Consider the following 21,706-nt stretch of genomic DNA (forward strand, 5'->3'; position numbering starts at 1 on the left):
CTTAATTTTTGCTTACTCTTTACAGTTTTCAGCATCCCTGTTTTTGACAAAAATCAATTGACCTTTAGCCAAAATATGTCTTTCTACAATCTTTGTCTAATTTTTTAAAGGCTTGAATTAGTCCTTTAAAAAATTTACAGTTATGGGTTAATATTCCACCTCTTTCAGTGAAATACGAACTTTAATTACTTAACCTTTTAGCCTTTTACTATTTAATTCTTCAAGAATTTCTTGGGCTCTATTATTTGATATTCCAAGCCTAGAAGCTAATCGGTTCAAGATTCTTAAACCATTTTCAGACAATTCACCATCCTTAAGTATTTCATTGTACTCTTTTATATATTCTAATTCAGAAGAGTCATGATTGAAGTTGCCTATCAAGTTATTTTCGAGTTCAATTGCTTTATTCATGGAAAGCCCAAGTTTTTGGCGCAATCTTTCTAGTGCATTCCTTTCTACTTGATCAATAACCCCATCCTCAAGCATAAATTTAACTTCATCCAAATAATGAAGTTCTTCTTTAGAAAGCTCTTTAGGTTTAGGATTATAGATTTCTTTAAGATTATCTACAGATTCAAATTCGATCTCAACTTCATATTTTATTGACTCAGACTGACCAAATGAATTTTCTACTAGATAATCTACTCCTACACCCGCATCTACAAAGAAAGTTTTGAATGCCGCTTTCACATTTGTTCTTTCATTATCGCTTATAGTAAAAGAATTCCTAGAGTTAATAATTTCGTGATGTGACAACAAATCACCGTTAGCTCTTTGTTTATATAACATTTGCCAAGAAGATTCGTGATCAAACCAAATTAAGTCTTCTGGGATATATGGTGCTTTTTTTGGTAAAAAACTCTGTTTAAGAGTCCGAGACTCAGATAAATCATCATTCCTTTGATGATTTATTTCTTTTTTTAAACTAAGTTCCCCTTTATTTTTGATTGCACTTTTTCCTACTCCAATTGAAGCATCAATATCTAACTTCGAGTTTTTATTTAGATCTTTTTGGTTACCGTACTCTTTTTTGATTTTCATTGACTTAGCACCTAATGCTTGTACTAGCTGGTTAAACTCCTGAAATCTATGCTCTACCAAAAAATTATCGTATTCAGAAAAAGGGATATACTGATTATTAAGACATGGATGACCAACATACAATTGATCTTCTTTAGGATGTCCAACCGGGAATTTTAGAGAATGAGGTATTCTATTTGAATTTAAAACTAAGAAGGTTTGGGAAATATCAATTTTCTCTTCGTGCCTACTAAAAAGAATTAGTTTTCTTTTATTATATGGTAAATCGACAAATACTTTTTCTAACTTTTTGTTACTTTCCTCTAATTTTTTAGTGTACTCCAATATTTTTGAATTTTCTTTACAGCAATTTATAGCGGCTTTTAAATTTAATATTGCACCATTAATATCATCTATTTCTAAAAGACATTGAGCTTTCAAATGATAATATACATGATAGTTTGATTCATCGTTATCAATTCTATTTTCAATTATAATGTTTAGTTCCTTAATTGCTCTCTTAAACTGATTTTTCTCGATAAAAACTAATGAAATAATGTATCGGACATACGCATTTTCTGTGTCAGCATCTTTCAAAAAAAGGTCACAAAGTAATAAAACATTTTCCAGCCATAATTGCTTGTCTTCTTCAAGATCGGGTTCTTCCCCTAACTGTTGTAAAAAATATGTAAATTTTAATTCTAGGTAATTCTCAATGATCTGATTAATATACCTTTCTATAATTCTTCTATTCTCTTTTGGTGCATTAAGTCGAGAGTATCCAAATATTCTTTCGGGAATTTCAATTTCCTCGTCATTAAATGACAAAATAAACGTGTAGTTTTTGGTATCAAAGTAAAACCTTTTTACATCGCTCCAATATATTTTAATGATCCTATTATAATCAGTAGATATTATTGAAATATAATGAATCGTCATCAACAAAGAATCACTATTATGCTCCCCTAAAAATAAAACTTCTATTTCTTCATCAATTTGATGTTCATTCGTGGCGCTTATTAAAAGATTTTCAGAAATTGGATCTACGTAAACATCAATAGCACCTTCCAATTCTGCTATTTCTCTTAAAATTTCTTTAATATCCATTATTTGTAAAGTGTAAGTTTTAAAATAGTTTTCTTATGAAAGATCTTCAATCATGATATAAGTTATTCACAAGTTAAACTTATAAATTATATACTAAAATTTAGTAATAAAAATAATATTTTAACTAGTTTTTAGTGTTTTAAAAATCATTAGCCTGCACATAATTTCTATTAATACTGAATTATCTTTCTCTTCCCTTTCTATTTTGAATCACAAACAGAGTTAAATAAACTTTTTGTCAGGAATAGTTGACTTACAAGGCTTCTTGGAGTAAAATCAAAATTCCATCTTCAAGTGAATTTAAGACATGTCCTTTATTAGCAAGTTCATTTTTGTAGAAGTTTTTGTAACCTGAAATAAGCTGTTGAAAAGTGATTTTATTACTCTCTAGAATCCTCTTCAATATTTCATGTTTTTTTCGATTGTGGTCTCATTCCATTCTGATGAATTTGGATCAAACAAGGTCCTCAAAGTTCTATGCCTGTATAAATTTCCAAATATTTCATCTACTACGTCTTGATAATGTTTCATAAGATTTTATTTATGTGTGTATCCGTTTAATAAGAATTCCTGATCTAGTGACACTAAAATTATAAAATTTATAGCCAACAGTTGATCGATCACTAGCTCCTCTGGTTTTTTCTTTTAATACCCTGGATATTTCAAATGCCATTTCTCGTCAGGGAAATCATAATAACTCTTACAGCCAATAGCTAAATCAACCCCTATCTCTTCAACAATATCTTTGAACATCAGATTATCTTTCCAGTCCTGTGGTATTTGATTCTTTCCAACTATAAGTCCTACGATGTTTCCCGTAATAGCTCCTGTGCTATCTGAATCACCACTGTGATTGATTGCTGTAACAACAGCTTTTTTAAAGTCGTTTTGATAGTGTAAGGAACAAAGTAAGGAAATAGCCAATGCCTCTTCAGCTACCCAACCTTCTCCAATCATTTTAATTTCAAGGTTTGAAATATCCTTGTTTATATAGCTTCTGTGGATATCAAGCGCCAACTTGATACTATCGTAAACTTCCTCGTGCCCTTTCCATCTTTTTAGGATTTCAAGTCCATTTGAAATGGACGCCTGCAAATCCAAACCATTAGATATGTCTGCTATTATAGCAGATAAAAGTCCCCCACTCAAGTAGCCAGATGTATGCCCGTGAGTAATAGCGCATATTTTGGCACCTTCTTCAAATGCAACCTCTCGGTCATGACTAAAGATCAATCCAGCGGGAGCAATTCGCATCACGGTGCCGCATCCCTTGCTATCATTGATTGGCTTTTCAAAAGTACCCATTTCCCCACTTTGAAGAGATGAAATACAAGTGCCTCCTGGAGATCTTCTTTTATAGAGCTCTTTTCTCTTAATCAACCAGCCTTCCTCAAAACCGGAAAGATCATTCATTTTAGAAATCTTCAAACCCTGCGTATTCAGCCACCTCAGGTATGAATAATAGGTGATTTGAGTTTGTGCACCACCTATGCCTTTTAAAACAGCCCTGTGCTTAGCTCTCAATAGTCCTTCCGCTGTAAATAGCAGCATCTGCGTATCATCTGTAAATTCACCCTTGCCATTTGGATATTCTACATAAGATTGGACACCCGAGTCACCATACTTGCTGATAATAGATTCGTGATTCAAAAACTCGATTGGCGCACCCAAAGCATCACCAATAGCTCCTCCTAAAATGCAGCCTAGGTATTTGTCTTTTTTATCAAGATTATTCATAGTTCAAAATGCTTAAGTTGTGGATTAATTCTGATTTCAAGATTGAGAAAATTAAACATAAAGAAGATTTTCCCTCTGTAAGGGAAACTCATCATACATTCTATAGGCTACAAGTTTCCCACCTTTTGCAACACTGTAGTCTAAGCAACAGATATTATCTTTATAAAGAGAAGGTTCTCCTTTTAACCAATAATGCCCAAAAAACACTTTTTTGTCATCAGCTGGGTAATAGTTTAATGAGTTTATTCCTCCAATTTGAACTTGCTTATCAGGCAAATTTTCAAAGGGTTCTATACTGATAGATTTATAGGTCATGGTAGAAGGGTCTTCCCACCATTTTATTCTAATTTCTGTTCTCTTGGTTCCATCTTTATCGGTAAAGAATAAACCTTCTGGCATTTTCAATTCATTTCCTTTCAAAGTTGTCTCTATCGCCTGATGAAGCAGAGAATCTTCTTTAACAGATTGATAAATAAGCTCATCATTTAATCTACCATTGATGAGATTTTCTTTAAGGTATTGGATACTTTTTTCATCCCAGCAGGCATGTACAGCTCGGAATTGTTCATTCTCGTAGAAAATTGGCAGTGTTTTGAACCATTCAAGATACATTTCATATTCGCTCTGCCTATTTTGAAATTGTTGTATTGTTGCCTGGTGCTGAATCATATTTTTGAGAGAATGCTTTCTTAAGTGCCCGCCTTGTGGTGATTCGAAATGAAAGCAAATGGCATTATACTCGTGATTTCCCATTAAGGCGATGGCGTTTCCACTATCAACCATACTCTTCACGATTTCAAGTGTCTCTCTAATTTGAGGGCCTCTGTCTATATAATCTCCTACAAACAAGGCTTTCCTTTCAGGGTGTGAATAGATTCCGTTTCTTTTGGAATAGCCTAATTTTAAAAGTAAAGCTTCAAGTTTGTCTGCATGTCCGTGTATGTCACCAATAAAATCTATCATATTTTTATAAAATTTACTATATCCCTAAGATAAACTTACCCTCCGCCAAACTGTGTCTTTGTCAAGAAATTTATTTCCTTTCTCAGGAAAAAATTAGCTAGGATATTTCTTTCCATAGAATCCAAGATTTAATACTACTTTCAATATTCTCCTTTAAATCTGAGATGTTAGCATTTGTTTGCCTAATTTTCATCCTTGAAGTAAGTTTTGAGTCGGCAAACTTAGCTCTTGGGATATGCTTGTATAGTACATTTACACTCCAAGCAAAACCAAGATCAAATGTATTTCCGGATTCTGAAATGAGTCTGTCTTCATGTCTTGTAACCGGCATCCCTTGCCATGTTTTTAATCCATCAAAAAAAGCATCTCCAATTTTCACTGGTCTTTCTTCCTTGATCTGACAGACAAAGAAGGTTCCCCAGCTTGGAACAATCACCAAGTCTCCTTTTGCCATTTTTAAAAAATTCCAGAGGTTAAACCTTGTTTTGGGAATTGAACTCCAAGTCATTTGAAATAGCTCATTAAAATAGTCCCAGTCATCTAACAATACTTTGTCGATGATTTCATTATTTATCATATCAGAAAAACCGATTGATAGATATCCATTTTCCAGTAGCGGATAAGATAATTCAGGATGGTGTGAAATTCTGTGTAACCAATAATTCATTTTTTATCTGTTTAATCTTTAATAATTCCCTTCAGATCATCCCAATCTTTCCATCAATTCCCCCATCAACCATTCATCAGCTTCTTTAAAAGCAGAGCGAAGAGAAAGATTTCCTTTTTGCTTTCTCAGCTGTTCAAAGTCCAATACTTTTTGATTGCCTTGAAAGCAGTTAGCCGTTTTAATTGAGGCTTTTCTCCAAAAATCCCCTTCAAACTCAAAGGGCAATGAACACAAGCCTTCAGTTATCAAACCTTTAGAATCTAAGTAATTTGTGATTGGCGAGTACATGAAGGTCCCTGTAAACCTCCCTAGTGCAGCAACAAGAATAATCCTTCCTTGCAAGTTGTACAGTTGTTGTTTGATCTGATCTGATAGCTCCAGCTGCATTGGTACTTCCTTTTTCAAAAACCTATGACCACCATAATAATCGTAAGCCGAATGAGGTGGTGTAAATTGGATAAACTCACAATTCATCTTTGATGTACGGGGCCTTTTATCAGTGATAAAGGTGATGCTATCAACTTTCAGATTATCACTACTTCGTCCGATCATTTTTGAAGCAGCAGTCCCTAAGGCTACTAAATGGATTTCTTCTTTTTGAGTATAACTCAAAATAGAAGGCGCAACCGCCAATATTGGCAGCGATTTCACAAAATCTCTTCTTTTCATATTCCAAAGATCTATTGAACCTCTGCCAAAATATGTCTTAATAAAATATAACTCCGACGTATTTTGGCGAAGCTTATGCTTATCTTTAAAACATGAGCAAGTTAGATTCTTTAATTAGACAGGCGGAAATTATCAAATTAGCCAGAAGAAAGGCTTTTGACTGGGAAACTCTTGAAAATCACTTGGCAAGGAAGGAAGAAGACCTTGACAGGGAATTGATCATTTCCAAGCGGACATTCAACCGGGATTTGGCAGAGATCAATGAGTTTTTTGGCATCTCCATCAAATTTGATTTCAAATCCGGCCAATATGCCATCGATACCGAAGGAAGCAGCGAACAAAACATACAGCTTTTAGAAGTTTTTGATACCCTTCAACTCTTTAGTAAAAGAGGAAAAGTACCTCCTTATGTTTTTATGGAGCAGAAAGTAGCCAAAGGCACAGAGCACTTTTCTACCATCATCAAGGCCATAGAACATAGCAAAAAGATTCAGATTACTTATGGTAAATATTGGAAATGGGAAACAGAAGAAAGAATTCTAAAACCACTAGCCCTGAAAGAATTCAAACAGCGTTGGTACTTGCTGACTTTAGACGAAAATGATCAATTCAAAGTCTTTGCGCTAGATCGGGTTCACGAGATAAGCTTAACCAAAGAAAGATTTACAGTCAATCGACAGATTGATTTTGAGGTCTATTTCCAGGATCTGTTTGGCATTATTAATACACCTGGCAACCCTGTTGAAGATGTCGTCCTAACTTTCACAGAATTCAAAGGTCGCTATATTAAATCTCTTCCATTGCATGCAAGTCAGGAGATCTTGGTAGATGAAGACAATATTTTAACCATTCGCCTCAAAGTAAAAATCGAATATGAACTTATTGCTGAAATACTTTCACACGGTGACGAGGTCAGAGTAGATGCTCCAGAGAAATTAAAGGAGATAGTGAGAGGGAAGGCGAGGAATATTGTTGATGGTAAGATTGGGTAAGCCCTGAATTATTCATTTTAAGATTGAACGCTAGCATTCATTTCAATATACCATGAATACATTATTCCATATTCCGATATGGAATAATCAATTCTTACAACTGACATTATTTCAGAGTTAACGTTCCTTTGGCTTTAAAAATATTGAAACTATCAGCCCAATTGCTACAACCACATCTACAATATTCCAAATATCTCTGCCAAGTGCGATTTTGAAAAATGGCTGAAATAATAAAGCAAGTCCACCATAAACAATCATTTCAGTCGATTTACCTTGTTCATGACCATTAAATGCAAGTATTGCGAAACCCAACATTCCAATAAATCTTACGAGTTGATAAAAACCATAAGGCATATCTAATAGACATAAAAGGAATAGAATTGAAAGTATAACTTTTATAGTATTTATGAAATTCATTATTAGATCTCTCTTTTAAAAGTCTTTTGAAAATTGAGCAAATAATCAAAGCCTAATCTTATTTACAATACTTATTACCTACTTCTGCGCATTAATCCCTCTATTAATTAACTCCTTAACAACACCGAACATCATAGCTGTAAAGTCCTCTTTGAATTCTTTGTTGTCGGAATAGAGTTTATAAAGGTCAAAATTGGTAGTGATGTGTTTGAGGAGCTCTTCCCCCACTACTTTGTCACTGGTAATTCTTGCATTTTGATCGTCCGAATGTTGAATGGAACTTATAAGCTCTTTATTTTTAGCAACATCAGTAGCAATGTTTTCAGCCATTTGCCGGACTTTGTCAGCATCTTCAAATTGAGTTCCATATCGATCATTAAAGGTTTTAAGAATATTGGATAACCTGTCCTTTTCAGCATCACTAGAACCTCCTCGCATATCGGTTGGAATAGGATTCAAATCTTGACCTTGCTCCATTACTATACTGGTAGTAGCTTCCAACTGCAAACGGTAACTATCCATATCAATATTGTCTAAAATCCCTTGAGCTAAGTCTATCGGCGTATCACCACCTAATTTACTTTGCAGATGATTGAGGAAAATATAGAGTCGTTCCAAGTATGGATTTTCAAATGGTACGATTTGAGAAAGAAAAATATAAAGTCGAACATACGTTTTTACTTTTGCTCTAAAATCAGCTTGTTGCTCTTCAGAAAGATCTTTTCTGAATATTTCTGTTGAAGTATCCAGCATGGCATGTAATTGATCAACTGGAACATTTGCAAGTATCTTCTCCGAAAATTCATAGACTTGATCATTCGTATAGACTTGAAAATTGTCTAAAGCATCCTGAAGATCAAAGAGTTTATTGGGATCAGTGGCCTCGCCTAAAATCGTACTCTCAAAATAAGGCTTAAATGCATTTTCAATATCTTCTGCGGAATTTGCAAAGTCCAAAACAAACGTATCTTTCTTTAAAGGATGACTTCTGTTCAACCTCGAAAGTGTTTGTACAGCATTCACTCCTCCTAGTTTCTTATCTACATACATGGTATGCAAAAGTGGTTGATCAAAACCTGTTTGGAATTTATTCGCTACCAACAAAAATCGATATTCATTTTTTTTAAACTCGCTTGGAATATTTGCACTTGAAAATCCGTTTAAACTGGCTTCTGTTTGTCCGTCAATTTCTCCTGAAAATGCTACCACTGATAAAAATGGGCTATTGATTTTCAGTAAATAATCGTCAAATGCCTTTTTGTATTTTACTGCATTGGCTCTGGAACTCGTTACCAACATTGCTTTTGCAAAACCTCCTATTCGCTTTTTACGTATTACATTTTCCATAAAATGCTCAATGATTAAAATGGCTTTCTTTTTTATGGCATGTTCGTGGCTCTCTACATAATGTTTGAGTTTCTTTTGTGCTTTCAATTTATCATATTCAGGGTCATCTTCAATCTTTTTCAGTAAGGCATAATAACTCTGATAGGTAGTGTAATTCTGCAATACGTCCATAATAAAACCTTCTTCAATGGCTTGTTTCATTGAATACAAATGAAAGGCTCTGAATTTGGTTTTGCCGTCATCTTGATACGGAACACCGAATAATTCCAAGGTTTTATTCTTTGGTGTGGCAGTAAATGCGAAGTAACTGGCATTTGGTAATAGCTTTCTAGATTTAATTAGTTCTGCAATTAAATCTTCGCCAGTTAGGGTATCACCATCCTCGGTTTTAAATTCTTCTTCTTCTTTGAGATGTTGAGACAGGGCGTGCCCTGTCTGTACTGATGAAGAAAGGGTTTCGTTCAGTTTTCTTGCCATTTGTCCGCTCAAACTACTGTGGGCTTCATCTATGATGATGGCAAAATTATTCCCTGGCAAATCCCCTATATCTTCTACAATGTGAGGGAATTTCTGAATGGTGGTAATGATGATTTTTTTGCCTTCTTCGAGAGCTTGTTTCAGTTGTTTACTGCCTTCGGTAATGGCTTCAACTACACCTTTTACTTGCTGATACTGTTTGATGTTCTCCCTGATTTGAGCATCTAACACTCTGCGGTCTGTTACTACAATTACCGTATCAAAAATGTTGTTTTGTCCTGATTTGTCGTGTAAACCAACCAACTGATGAGCCAACCAAGAAATGGAGTTGGACTTGCCCGAACCAGCAGAATGTTGAATCAAATATTTTTGTCCTGAACCTTTTTCTTGTGCATCTGCCAATAAATTGCGAACAGCGACCAATTGGTGATAGCGTGGGAAAATCAGTTTCTTTTCCTTTCGGGTTCTGACTTTACCCTTTTCATCTAAGTACTCCTTTTCTTCGGTAATGAGTTGACAAAAATTCTGAATAACGTCCGTTAAACTGCTTTTAGTCAAAACCTCTTTCCACAAATAATCTGTTTTTATGCCTCCGTTGGGTGGATTTCCTGCTCCATTGTTATATCCTTTATTGAAAGGCAAAAAGTATGATTTCTCTTTTTTGAGTTGGGTACACATCCAAACTTCTTCGGTATCCACTGCAAAATTCACCATTAACCTACCTAAGCGAAACAGTTCTTCATTTGGGTCTCGATCTGTTTTATATTGCTTAATGGCATGCTGTACATTTTGTTTGGTCAGCTCATTCTTCAACTCAAAAGAAATAATTGGAATCCCATTGATGAAAAGCATCAAGTCTAAAGACTTCTTATTCTGTGGCGAAAAATAAACTTGCCTCATGACCGAAAATGAATTGGCTTGATACAAGATACTAGCTGAAACATTATAATTGGAAACAGGCTTATCATAAAACAAATGGAGCTTAGTATCGGTAAAGCCGTCGGTAATGCCTTTTCGCAATACTTCTATCACCCCCTTCGCTTGTATTTGGTCATTCAAGCGTTTGATTATTTTTTGCTCGTAAAGGTCTTTGTGGTAGGTTTTGAGTTTTGCGACTGATTTAGGTTGCGTAGCTTCTAAAAATTCAAACAATAAGGCACTATCCAAACAAGCCACATTATCGTAAGCGGTATTTTCACGAAGTAAATAGCCATTATCATTGACCAAGTATTGGGCAATGTGGGTTTCTAATCCTTTTTCTGTGGTGTCTGTTGTCATATTTCTTATTTATTCCTCTGTTATTCCCTCAATTACTCCATCAGTTATTCCCTCAATCCATAATTTCAAACGCAAGTCAGCTATCTCGCCACTTTGGCGAGTATTTGGCGAGATAAAGTTAAAATTCAAGTTAATCACTTTTATATCTCGCCAAAATGGCGAGCAAGTGGCGAGCAAGAATGATTTTATTCTCTGGCAGTATTCTATCTCGCCACTTTGGCGAGTATGTGGCGAGTGATTATTCATTAATAACATATTTTAAATATTTCCCACCACCTTCTTTCCTAAGTAAATTTAACTCCACCCATCGTTTCAGCATCCTTTCAGCGGTACGTGACGCAATTCCTGTTTGTTCAACAAACTCCGATTTAGAGTAATACTTTTTGTTTCTAAACAGTTCAAATAAACTTAATTCCTGATCATCTAACTCTTCTATTTCACCAACTATCGACAATTCTTTCACGCCTTCAATAGTTCTTGGAAAGGTCAAGGTCAAAAATGGTTCTTTGAACGTATATTTTGGAATTGGCAAACCGTGCTCTTTGTTCAAAGACTTAAACGTTTTCATTCCAAATCCTTTCTCCTCCACATAATCCATCAAGCTAAATGCATAGGTTATAATATGATTTCTGCTCAATGAAGGAGCTTCAAAGGTGTTTAGTTCTTCTAGTGAAATCGCAGGAAGCGGTTTGCCTGGACTCGTTACTATTATTTTATCTTCATCTATTTTGATTTCGCATTTGGCACCTTCAATTTCATAATCTCTGTGCACTAATGCGTTGACAATAGCTTCTCGTAAAACTTCAATAGGAAAGTCCGGAACATCTTTTCGTTTGAAGCCACTAGTGTCTTTTGAAAGTGGTAATACTTTTTTCAACCATTCTTCAATTTGGTCGGGTAAAAGCACTAATGCCTGATCAAAATCTTTCGGCTCAATTTTACTACTGCCGTAGCTCACGTGGGCTTTTAACACTGCATTTTTGAATTTAGCACGTGGGTTTTTACCAAAAAGGAGTATTCCGTAGCCTGTAGGGACATACTTCTTCTTTTCCTTGTCCAACTCCATTGCTCCAAAATCAGATAAGTATTCAAGAAAAGCTTCGTCTGTAGGCTTGAAATCCAAATTGGCTTCTTTGATGAACTTTCGAAGAGCTTCATCTGAAAACTTACTACTGTCATAGTTGGCAACTGGCAGTTCAAATGGGGTACGTAAATCCTCTTCCTGCTCAGCTTCTATTTTACGTTGTAGTGCTTGTTTCAAAAATACCTTGTTTTCTTCCTCAATAATTCGTTGAAACTCTCGGTCAAACATTTTGTATTCTACACTGTGTTTTTCCAAATGTCTGATGCCATTGCCTTTTGGGTCTTTGTCTTCTATACCAATAAATACTTTTTTGATTCTTGCATTTGTTACTCTTCGGCAACAAGGCACTTTGGGTGGATTGCGTTCTACGCAAGGTTCAAGGGTGGTGTATAAAATACAATCTGCTACATTTTCATTCGCCAATTTTCTTTCTAACAAAGTAAATTCAGCGTGGTCACCTTCACGAAGTTCACCCCTGTAGGCTGTTTCAACACGACCATCAGGAAAAAGCAAAACAGCACCAACCTTAGGTGGTACTTTACCATCTTCTCTAGGTTCATTAACGCTTTTATTCATTACGTCAATGGCTAATTGCATCAATTCCTTGTGTGTATATTGCTTCTTACTCATTCTTCTATCGTTTGATATTCTTCTCCATCCTCTGCCGCCATACTGATTTCTTCTTCTATTTCCTCATAAGTTTCCTCTTCCGATATTTCAGGCACATCATACCCCCTCACATCAATTTTACCCGTAACCGCTTCGGCTATCAAAGCCGTTTTGTATTCTTCAACTAGAGAAATTTCTTTTTTGATTATTGCTTTTAACTCATTTTCTCTTTCAATTAATTTAATTAGTTCTTTTTGTAGCGAAATGTCTGGCACAGGGATTTTTTCTTTAATTAAATACCTAGGGTTTAGTGGACGATTTCTTCCTGCTGCTCCTCTTGAATGATAATCCAATAATAAATGACCTTCAGAAATTGTAAAAAATGAAAAAAGATATTCTGGGATAATTACATTTAAATCACAATTTAAAACTGGATATCTGTGAGAAGCAACACATCCATCATCTTCTAAATCAACTAACGCAACCGAACCTTCCCAAGCGAACTGACCACTTAATATCACGTCACCTTTCTTTATATAGAAGAAACTAGAATCTCCTAATTCTTTTCCAAGGATAGATTCCTTATGAAACAATCCTCGACCTCTATTATACAATCCAACTGGTGTGTATAATTCATTTTCAAGTCGCTCAATTGGTCTATGTATAAGATTTGCAACCGATGACAGTCTCAGATATTTTACATTTTGGGAATTTACCAGTTCTTTCGTTAATGACTTTCTTCTTTCAGCATACAAAGCAAGTAGTTGCTTCTTCTTTTGGATAAAGCGATTGATTTTTGCCAGTTTGTAATCTAAAAAGCGGGCTATGGCGGTTTGTTCTTCTTTGGGGGGAACAGGAAAAAGAAAGTTTTTGAAATTATCTGATGGCATTCTCCATCTACCTAATTGAGCCGCACCTTGACCTTCTGCAAAGAAAATTTTCTGCTTGTAGCACATTTGCAAAAGTCTAAGCATGTAATTTTTATCAGACTCGTTATCTATTTGAGCAAAAACACGATAATCTGGGCTAATTACACCGTCATATTTGGAAATATCAACATACCCAGTGAGTAAGTCCATATGATTCATCCCAAATTCACCAGTGTAAATTCTTTGGTACTTGGAATAATCCATTGCAAGTTGTCCGCCTCCAGAAGTGATATCTTTTATTTTTATTCCCTTTTGAGTTATTGACAAAACATTTAAACCTAATTCACCTGCAATTCTTTTTTGGATTTGAAAAATATACTTCAGTTTCCTCACCTCCCAATGCTCCGGAATATCTCCTATCCATGCAATACTACTATATCTATATGTATCATAGGAGTTATAATTCTTCATCTGACTCAGGGCTTAAATGATCAATAATTTCTTCCCAGCGGGCTTTGAGCAAGGCTTTGTTAGGTAGTTGGGTTTGGTACTCAGCTATCATTGCGGGGCTTAGGTTGCGGCTCATTGCATATTCTACAACCGTATCATCTTTGCCTTTGCAAAGTAAAATACCTATACTGGGGTTTTCATGAGGTTTGCGAATATCGCAGTCTAAGGCTTCCAAATAAAAATTAAGTTGCCCCAAATGCTCAGGTTTAAAGCGGTCTATTTTCAATTCTATTGCCACCATACAATTCAAGCTCCTATTGTAAAACAGCAAATCCACCGCAAAATCTTGATTGCCTACCTGCAAGGGATATTCCTCACCCATAAAAGCGAAGTCACGCCCAAACTCCAATAAGAATTTGGTGATATTTTCCGATATCCCTTTCCGTAAATCACTTTCTTGATGGCTTTCTGGGATATTGAGCAACTCCAAAACATAAGAGTCTTTGAAGGTGTTGGTGATGTCTTGGGGTAATTCTCTCGGCAGTGACGAGAGTTTTGCATTGCCCAACATCACTCTTTCAAAACAAGCAGTATTAATTTGTCTTTCAAGTTCTCTGACGCTCCATTTTTCTTTTATCGCAAAGCGCAAATAAAACTCTCGTTCCTCTTCAGTTTTGCAAGGCACAATCAGCTTGTGGTGAGACCAACTTAATTCTCGCCACAATGTGGCGAGTTTTTCATTGCTTTTATATGTTTCATAAAACTGTTTCATCCTCCAGATATTCTGAGCAGAAAAGCCTTTGATGTTTTGTTCACGGCTTTGGATATAGTTTGCCAAATCTTGTACGACAGATTCACCCCAAGCCTTTTTTGCTACCTGATCGCTCACATATTGACCAATGCTCCAATACAACATCACCAATTCTTGATTGACTGTTTTAAAAGCTTTGCTTCGGGCATTTACAATCAGTTGAGTTATATGTTCAAATTGATGCTGTAATTCCATTATTCTACAATTTCTTTGAGAAGATTTTCTGTTTCTTGCTCTAAAGTCATAATATCCGCAGCAATATCGCTTAAGGCCCTTAGAGGTTCATATTGATAAAAATACTTTGTGAATGGGATCTCAAAACCAACTTTCATTTTGGTTTTATCATACCAAGCGCCTGGAGCAAAGGGCAAAACTTCTCTTTTGAAATAATCAGCTATGCTTTCTTTCATTGGCACATTCTCTGTATCTTTTAAAGTGCTATCGCTTTTAGGTTTTCCTTTGGTGTCTTTGATGATATTGCCTTTTTCATCTCTTTCAGGTTGATGCACCGTGATTTGATAAAAGCCAAAATCCTCATTGTCGAAAATCTTGCTGTATTCGTTCTCCTCAAAAGCAAAACACATTTCCTGTATGATTTGGATGTGGTTAGCAGTTAATTCCACTCGTTTACTACCCAAACTTTTTCGCATTTTTTGATAAAAGCCCTCTGAAGAAGCATTAATCAACTGCACTTTACCTTTTCTGCGTTCTTCTTTGACATTGGTCAATAGCCAGATATAGGTAGTGATTCCTGTGTTGTAAAACATATCATTGGGCAACTGAATGATGCATTCCAACAAATCATTTTCCAATATGTATTGACGAATACCGCTTTCGCTGCTGCCTGCATCTCCGGTAAACAAAGCCGAACCATTGTGAATGGAAGCAATACGACTACCACCGTCTTTAGGGTCTTTCATTTTAGAAAGCATATGGAGCATAAACATCAACTGTCCGTCATTGCTTCGGGAAGTCAAACAGGTTTCTTCCAATTCACCTTTAAAGTTTTTAATCTTTAGGTTGAAACGTCTGTCTTTAATCTCTACTTTTTTGCCTGTGCCTACATTCAAATTTTCTTGGTCTTGCTTCCAAGTAGTGCCGTAAGGCGGATTGGTAAGCATAAAGTTGAATTTCAAATCAGGGTCAAAACCGTATTCGCTCAACGTAGAACCAAACTTGATTTTGTCGGGGTCTTCATTTTTCAGCAACATATCCGATTTACAAGTGGCGTACATTTCTCCTGTGTTTTCTTGCCCGTACAAATGGAAAGTAGCCGTTGATTTGATTTCTCCTTCGGGGTTGGTAGCAAAAAGTTTGGATTGGGTAAGCATAGCACCCGAACCCGCACAAGGGTCATACACCAAGAATGTGCCTTTTTGGATTTTGTCTTTTACAGGCAAATAGACCAAATGTGTCATTAACTCAATAATTTCTCTTGGTGTAAAATGTCGCCCTGCGGCTGCATTGGTTTTTTCATTGAATCTGCGAATCAAGTCCTCAAACATATAGCCCATTGCCATTGGCGATATTTTGTCGGGGCTGAGTTCAACTTTAGGGTTACAAAATTTTTCAATTAATGAAAAAGTGATACCTGTTTCCTCAAAAGTATTTAGCTGGTTGCGGAATTTAAACTTAGAAATAATATCCTGTACATTTTCTGAAAAGCCATTGAGGTAATCCAAAAAGTTGGCATCAATATTTTTGGGGTCATCCAAGAGCTTTTTCATTGTGTATGGCGAAGTGTTGTAAAACGCCAAACCACTGCCATGCAATTCGCTGGTCAATAGTCCAGAAACATTGTCAATCTTGCTTTTAAACTCGTTGTGCGTTTGCAGCACCTTGTCTTTGGTCGGTTCCAATGCCAAGTCCAAACGCCTTAAAACGGTCATTGGCAGGATAACATCTTGATACTGATTTTCAAGAAATTTATTTATTAATACATCATCCGCAACTGTCCAAATGAAGTTGATGATAGATTGTAAGTTTTGTGTGTTTATACTCATATTGATTATTGCTTCTTTTTAAATGTAATTTCAATAGAAATGAATCTCTATGTAAATATGTATTTTATGTATTGTCAATTATTTATTTTTTATTGAAAAATCCCTGAAAAGTCTTCCATAAAACTGCTCTTCTTCATCAGTTTTATAAAATCTTCATATTTTTCTGCCTTTACAATGCTTCTTTTAAGTCGGTTGTAATAGAAGCTTCTTTTAAGATTAAACCAAAAATAGGATTGCATAGTATTGAGTCTTCCTGAAATCACTAAGGGTAAAAAGATCAGTGCAGCTATGATTAGAGTTACTGTCTTAAAAGTTTCATGCGAAACAGAAAATCCTATTATACCAAACAAAAGACAAACAATGGATAATATAAATTCAATTCCATACTTTGATATAAAATCATTTTCAGGTCCTAACTCAAGTCTTGGGCTATTAAAAATATTCTTTTTTAATTCTATAAAACCTTCCTTATTTGGATAAGGAGGTTCATAGAAGTTAAACTTATTATATTTAATTTCCATAGTTGATGTGATTCAAAAGTTACAATCCAAATTAAATGTTTTCACATACTTCCTTTTACCAAAATGTAACTACTCAGGTTGTAAATTAGCTATATGATTTAGATTTTCTAAGATATTTCCCGAACGTTTGATCAGGGTATCCACGACGGATCTTATAACACTGAAGTTTTCAGCTCCATTGTTGGATTTGAACTGTCCTGATATTTTTTGTTTCACCTTGATGTTGCGTATGGCTCTTTCAGAGGCATTGTTATCCGGTGGTACTTTTTGGTGATAGAGAAAAGTAAAAAGTGACTTTCTGTATTTCAGGAGTCTTTTTTGTAGGGATACTGCTTCTTTATGTTTTGACTCTACAGGTTGGGCGAGTAGGTTATCCATCTTCTCTTCAATGGAAGCAATACTCCTGCTATTCTCTGGATCTGGTAGTTTTTTGAGTTTTCTCTTCAGTGAGATAGCTTCCCTGAACAGGGCCCTAAGGCTGTCAGCCCATTTAGATTTATAGCGTTCAACAATGTAGTTGAGCTCCCTAAGCAGATGTGCACAACAGAGCTGGTGCAGGTTTTCCGAATAGTTGAAGTATGCCCTCCATGCATCGTGGCACAATACTGCCTTTCCGAACCCATCGGGAAAATGTGTATTCATCGCCTTAAGTCCACGTGATTCAGATATAGCTAACAGGGTGAGTTCCTCGGTCTGATAAGTCCAGACCCACTGTTTGTTTCCATCCACTTTAGCCCCAGTCTCGTCAGCTCCTATCACAGGACTTTTAGAGACTGCCGTCTTTATCTTTGCATATATTGGTGCAGACTTGCGGGCAAACCTACCGATAATGTTATCGATACTCCCCTCGCTGAGATTAATACCGAAGCAGTCCCTGAGAAGTTCTTTCATCCTTCTATAGGGAACATACTGTCTGGCATGCAGATAACCGACAATGGTTTCAACACCGCTCCCGTACTGTATGGGGGCATTGATATTGTCAGGGAATGACCCACTGATCTTTTCTCCACAGGAACAGTTTTTGGAAAAGATTCTATGCTCGGTACATACCACTTTAATCACAGGAAGATCCAGGACCTGTCTTTTGGAGGACAGTTCTGCTGGAACCGCCGACAGATCACCACCACAGCAGGTACAGAATAAAGGGATGTGGTTTTCTATTATGTCCGGGGAGGATGTCATTTCAAGGGTATGGCCTTTGTGTCCAGGCTGACCGCCGGTTTTGCGCCCTGTATCCTGACGGAGACTCTGATTTTTTTTGGGGCGGTTCTCGTCTTTTGAAGGGGGAACCGAGCTGTTGCGGCTGTTTTTGGGATTACGGTAACGGGCAAGCTCATTTTCCAAATCGGATACCCTAGATTTTAAAGACTTGACCTGCTCCATAAGCTGGAGGTTCATCTTGATCAGTTCCTGAATAAGCGTATCCCTGTGGTCCAATATACTATAGAAATGTTTCCTGAATATCAGCACATAATCCCATGAATACCAATAATCCACGCTGTTTTTCCCCACAAAAAAATGTGGATAAACCAACTTTAAAGCTGATTTTCGTACATTCACATACAAATACGCATCAATACACCACAGAGGGCAACAAGACTCCAAATACTTGAATATCGGTCAGTAAATAATGTACCTGAGTAGTTACACCAAAATTAATTTAATAATATTAAGGAAAAACTATTTTGCATTATAGTTTCAATGTTTTTTACTCTTAATAATTAATCCCATTGAAAAACTACAATCAATGTTTTGTTATTGGTTACGACTTTATTGTTTGGCTTATGACAGAATTCTTTATATTCAGAATATCAATCAAAATCCACTTCTTCTTCCTCAATCCCATTAAGATTCAGTAAGCTATTGATCGTTTCATCCATACTTTTACATAATCACCTTCCAAATCCCTTAAGTCTAAATTCGTTCAATTCGTGAAATTAGTGGCCATGTCATTATAACACTCCCCATTTGTTGGACCAAAAGTATCAGTTGCTAAGTTAATTTATTTATTTGTTAATACTTCTTTAGTTGTCCTATTTCCCAAGGGTACCCTTGGGAAATAGGACAACTAACTTTTACTTTATGCTGCTTTTCGGGTTGGCCCATAATATCTTTCCCCAGGCTTCTCCCTAGTGGTATGATGAACCTTTTGGTTGTAATATTCAATATACCATTTGACACCTTTGAGCAGGTCATAACCGTCCTCGCTTGGGTTCAGATAGATGTAATCATACTTGATCGACTTCCAGAACCTTTCAATATATACATTGTCCAAAGCCCTTCCCTTTCCGTCCATTGATACTTTGATATCCAGCCCTTCAAGGTAATTGATCCATAAGGCTGATGTGTACTGGCTTCCCTGATCGGAATTGACTATCTCTGGCTTACCATTTTCTCTGATGGCCTCTTCGATTACCTGCTTACACCATTTGGCGTCCTGACTGTTGGATATACCCCATGACAGTATCCTTCTGCTGTAAACATCCATGACTGCGGTCAGGAACATAAACCCCTTCTGCATCGGAATGTAGGTGATATCGGTTACCCACACTTGGTTGGGCCTTTCAATCTTTAAGTTCCTGAGAAGATAAGGCCTGATATATTCACGCAAACCGGATTTGGTAAGGTTCTTCCTCCTGTAAAGGGTTTCCCTGCCCATCAGCCTGAAAAGCCTCCTGATGCGCTTTGGGCCGACAACGAAGCCCAGTCCTGTCAACAGATAGACCATCGACACAACGCCTTCAGTAGGGTGATCGGTAAGATGCCTGTCCATGATTCCCATCAGTTTCAGATTGATCTCGTTTTCCCCTTTTGGTTTGTAATATAGACTGCTTCGGGGAACCTCCAATACTTCACACTGTTTCCTTATAGAAAGCCCCTTATAATCGGAACAAACCAATGTCGCCCGGTCTTTCATATCCCCAGTTTCTTGCAGCTTTTTTTTAAAAAGTCATTCTCTACTTTTAGCTCTCCGATCTGGGCATAGAGCTGCTCAAGGGCAGGGCCTTCTTCCTTTTTCTTTGAATGATCCTTTTCAAATACAGCTGACATATTATCCAAAAACTCACCCTTCCACTTGGAGATAATCACAGGGCTAACATCGAACTTCTTGGACAATTCAGCCAATGTAAACTGATTCTTGATTGCTTCAAGGGCCACTTTTGCCTTGAACTCAGGAGAAAACTTTCGTCTTGTTTGCTTGTTCATAAGGTTAAATTTAAACGGTTTTTTTTAACTTAACCTCTGGTCTCAATTTTGGGGAGTATTATACATTCCCTGAAATAGGTTGACCGTTTTTAACCCTTAAATTAGATGTTAAAGACTGGAAAAAGGATTAATTCCCAAAGGAGATTTTCTGAAGAGTTTAAACGTAAATTGGTTGATGATTATGAGAAAGGGATAATGTCTGTTGCTCAGATGGAGCGTTTTTATAATATTAGAAATGGTCTTATCTACAATTGGATTTATAAGTATTCGACGTATAATGAAAAAAATGTTAGGATAGTTGAGATGAAAGATAGTCAGACAAACAAGCTAAAGGAACTGGAAGAAAAGGTCAAGGAATTGGAACGCGCAGTAGGTCAGAAGCAGATAATGATTGATTACTTAGAGAAGATGATTGATCTGGCCAAGGAGAACTATTCGATTGATATTAAAAAAAACTCCAACACCCCACACTCTGGTGGTTCCAAGACAACCGACAAGCTATGAGTTATTCACTCAATTCACTTTACGAGGTCGTAGGCGTGAGCAAGCAAGCTGTTCATCAGGCTAAGAAAAGACAGGAAGCCTTTGATCTTGAGGTTTCCGAATTGGTAATCTTAGCAGATAAGCTCAAGGAAGAACACCCTGATTGTGGGGTTGAAAAGATGTATTATACATTGCGCCCATCCTTTATGGGTAGGGATCAGTTCTGTGAGATTTTCATGGAATTAGGTTATGGAGTCAAACGTGTAAGTAATTATCATAGAACTACTTATAGCGGGGCTTATATTTATCCCAACCTGATAGAGGGGATGGGAATAAAAAGGCCATTTCAGGTAATCCAAAGCGATATAACCTATTTTCACTTAAACGGTGAGCATTATTATTTGGTGTTTATCATTGACGTTTATACCAGATTGGTAGTAGGATATGCAGTCAACGAAAATCTGAGGACAGAAGGAAATATAGCGGCTATGAAAATGGCTCTCAAGATAATGAATTACCAGTCTTGGGGCTTGATCCATCATTCAGACAGAGGATCCCAGTATAGTAGTAAGGAATATACCTGTTTACTAAAAGAAAACCATATTCACATCAGTATGGGAACAGTTGCATGGGAAAACCCTTATGCTGAACGAATCAACGGAATTATTAAAAATGAATACCTCAAAAGATGGCAGATTAAGGACTTAAAAGACCTGAAGAAAAAAGTGGGAAAAGCAGTTGAACACTACAATACAAAAAGACTACACAGAGCTTTCAAAATGAAATTTACTCCTATGGGATTTTATCAAAAATTAGTACATTTATCTGCCCAAGAAAGACCGACGGTGATTGTTTATACCGAAGGAAAGAAAAACTTCGAAGGGGCGTCGAGCCCCTACGAAGTTTGCCCAAGAGAAGAACCTCTGGCTCATGATTGCCCGATGGAAATACTTAATGAATGTTGAACCAAACGGTCAACGCTATTTAGGGAAGTA

Annotated in this window: 20 protein-coding genes; 3 read left to right on the forward strand and 17 right to left on the reverse strand. The window is 36.4% G+C overall.

The window, feature by feature from the left end; translation table 11 throughout:
• Positions 1-189 precede the first annotated feature (189 nt).
• The 7 genes from BELBA_RS01645 to BELBA_RS01665 all read right to left on the reverse strand — a co-directional run bounded on the left by BELBA_RS01645 (position 190) and on the right by BELBA_RS01665 (position 6,163).
• On the reverse strand, positions 190-2,127 hold the full coding sequence (locus BELBA_RS01645) for a hypothetical protein (RefSeq protein ID WP_014771015.1): 1,938 nt from the start codon (positions 2,125-2,127) through the stop codon (positions 190-192).
• Positions 2,128-2,380: 253 nt separating this feature from the next.
• Positions 2,381-2,530: a hypothetical protein gene (locus tag BELBA_RS19555; RefSeq protein WP_157466043.1), complete on the reverse strand. Its 150-nt coding sequence runs from the start codon at positions 2,528-2,530 to the stop codon at positions 2,381-2,383.
• Positions 2,527-2,658, reverse strand: a complete 132-nt coding sequence (locus BELBA_RS20305; RefSeq protein WP_014771016.1) for a hypothetical protein — start codon at positions 2,656-2,658, stop codon at positions 2,527-2,529. The genes BELBA_RS19555 and BELBA_RS20305 overlap by 4 nt, the downstream gene beginning before the upstream one ends.
• 114 nt (positions 2,659-2,772) lie before the next feature.
• Positions 2,773-3,864, reverse strand: a complete 1,092-nt coding sequence (locus BELBA_RS01650; RefSeq protein ID WP_014771017.1) for an ADP-ribosylglycohydrolase family protein — start codon at positions 3,862-3,864, stop codon at positions 2,773-2,775.
• 51 nt (positions 3,865-3,915) lie between these two features.
• On the reverse strand, positions 3,916-4,827 hold the full coding sequence (locus BELBA_RS01655) for a metallophosphoesterase (RefSeq protein ID WP_014771018.1): 912 nt from the start codon (positions 4,825-4,827) through the stop codon (positions 3,916-3,918).
• Positions 4,828-4,924: 97 nt separating this feature from the next.
• On the reverse strand, positions 4,925-5,494 hold the full coding sequence (locus BELBA_RS01660; protein WP_014771019.1) for a hypothetical protein: 570 nt from the start codon (positions 5,492-5,494) through the stop codon (positions 4,925-4,927).
• A gap of 36 nt (positions 5,495-5,530) precedes the next feature.
• Positions 5,531-6,163 (reverse strand): hypothetical protein, encoded by a 633-nt coding sequence (locus BELBA_RS01665; protein WP_014771020.1) that lies wholly within the window; start codon positions 6,161-6,163, stop codon positions 5,531-5,533.
• A 92-nt stretch (positions 6,164-6,255) separates the two neighbouring features.
• Here BELBA_RS01665 and BELBA_RS01670 point away from each other — a divergent pair, with 92 nt between their 5' ends.
• On the forward strand, positions 6,256-7,155 hold the full coding sequence (locus BELBA_RS01670) for a helix-turn-helix transcriptional regulator (RefSeq protein WP_014771021.1): 900 nt from the start codon (positions 6,256-6,258) through the stop codon (positions 7,153-7,155).
• A gap of 117 nt (positions 7,156-7,272) precedes the next feature.
• Here the strand turns inward: BELBA_RS01670 and BELBA_RS01675 are convergent, their stop codons facing one another.
• From BELBA_RS01675 to BELBA_RS01730, 10 genes are all read right to left on the reverse strand, one after another.
• Entirely contained in the window at positions 7,273-7,572 is a 300-nt protein-coding gene (locus tag BELBA_RS01675; protein ID WP_014771022.1) for a DUF6804 family protein, read from the reverse strand.
• 78 nt (positions 7,573-7,650) lie between these two features.
• Positions 7,651-10,674, reverse strand: coding sequence for a type I restriction endonuclease subunit R (locus BELBA_RS01680; RefSeq protein WP_014771023.1), 3,024 nt, complete (start codon positions 10,672-10,674; stop codon positions 7,651-7,653).
• Positions 10,675-10,912: 238 nt separating this feature from the next.
• A complete protein-coding gene (locus BELBA_RS01690; RefSeq protein ID WP_014771025.1) occupies positions 10,913-12,388 on the reverse strand; it encodes an ATP-binding protein in 1,476 nt (491 codons plus the stop codon).
• Positions 12,385-13,707, reverse strand: a complete 1,323-nt coding sequence (locus tag BELBA_RS18985; RefSeq protein ID WP_014771026.1) for a restriction endonuclease subunit S — start codon at positions 13,705-13,707, stop codon at positions 12,385-12,387. Before BELBA_RS18985 ends, BELBA_RS01690 begins: the two co-directional genes overlap by 4 nt.
• On the reverse strand, positions 13,694-14,692 hold the full coding sequence (locus BELBA_RS01705) for a PDDEXK nuclease domain-containing protein (protein WP_014771027.1): 999 nt from the start codon (positions 14,690-14,692) through the stop codon (positions 13,694-13,696). Before BELBA_RS01705 ends, BELBA_RS18985 begins: the two co-directional genes overlap by 14 nt.
• The gene (locus tag BELBA_RS01710) at positions 14,692-16,500 is read right to left on the reverse strand and encodes a type I restriction-modification system subunit M (protein WP_014771028.1); all 1,809 of its coding nucleotides are present in this window, start codon (positions 16,498-16,500) and stop codon (positions 14,692-14,694) included. The genes BELBA_RS01705 and BELBA_RS01710 overlap by 1 nt, the downstream gene beginning before the upstream one ends.
• A gap of 89 nt (positions 16,501-16,589) precedes the next feature.
• A complete protein-coding gene (locus tag BELBA_RS01715) occupies positions 16,590-17,021 on the reverse strand; it encodes a hypothetical protein (RefSeq protein ID WP_014771029.1) in 432 nt (143 codons plus the stop codon).
• Between the two features lie 69 nt (positions 17,022-17,090).
• Entirely contained in the window at positions 17,091-18,533 is a 1,443-nt protein-coding gene (tnpC, locus tag BELBA_RS01720; protein WP_245531119.1) for an IS66 family transposase, read from the reverse strand.
• A gap of 568 nt (positions 18,534-19,101) precedes the next feature.
• Positions 19,102-19,938 (reverse strand): IS3 family transposase, encoded by an 837-nt coding sequence (locus BELBA_RS01725; protein WP_014771031.1) that lies wholly within the window; start codon positions 19,936-19,938, stop codon positions 19,102-19,104.
• Complete coding sequence (locus tag BELBA_RS01730) at positions 19,935-20,228, reverse strand: transposase (RefSeq protein WP_014770860.1); 294 nt, start codon at positions 20,226-20,228, stop codon at positions 19,935-19,937. The genes BELBA_RS01725 and BELBA_RS01730 overlap by 4 nt, the downstream gene beginning before the upstream one ends.
• A gap of 105 nt (positions 20,229-20,333) precedes the next feature.
• Between BELBA_RS01730 and BELBA_RS01735 the strand changes: the two genes are divergently transcribed.
• Both BELBA_RS01735 and BELBA_RS01740 read left to right on the forward strand, forming a co-directional pair.
• On the forward strand, positions 20,334-20,732 hold the full coding sequence (locus BELBA_RS01735) for a transposase (RefSeq protein ID WP_014771032.1): 399 nt from the start codon (positions 20,334-20,336) through the stop codon (positions 20,730-20,732).
• Positions 20,729-21,676, forward strand: a complete 948-nt coding sequence (locus BELBA_RS01740) for an IS3 family transposase (RefSeq protein WP_014771033.1) — start codon at positions 20,729-20,731, stop codon at positions 21,674-21,676. Before BELBA_RS01735 ends, BELBA_RS01740 begins: the two co-directional genes overlap by 4 nt.
• The last annotated feature ends 30 nt before the right edge of the window (positions 21,677-21,706 follow it).

It is taken from the genome of Belliella baltica DSM 15883 (assembly GCF_000265405.1).
Taxonomy (GTDB): Bacteria; Bacteroidota; Bacteroidia; order Cytophagales; family Cyclobacteriaceae; genus Belliella; species Belliella baltica.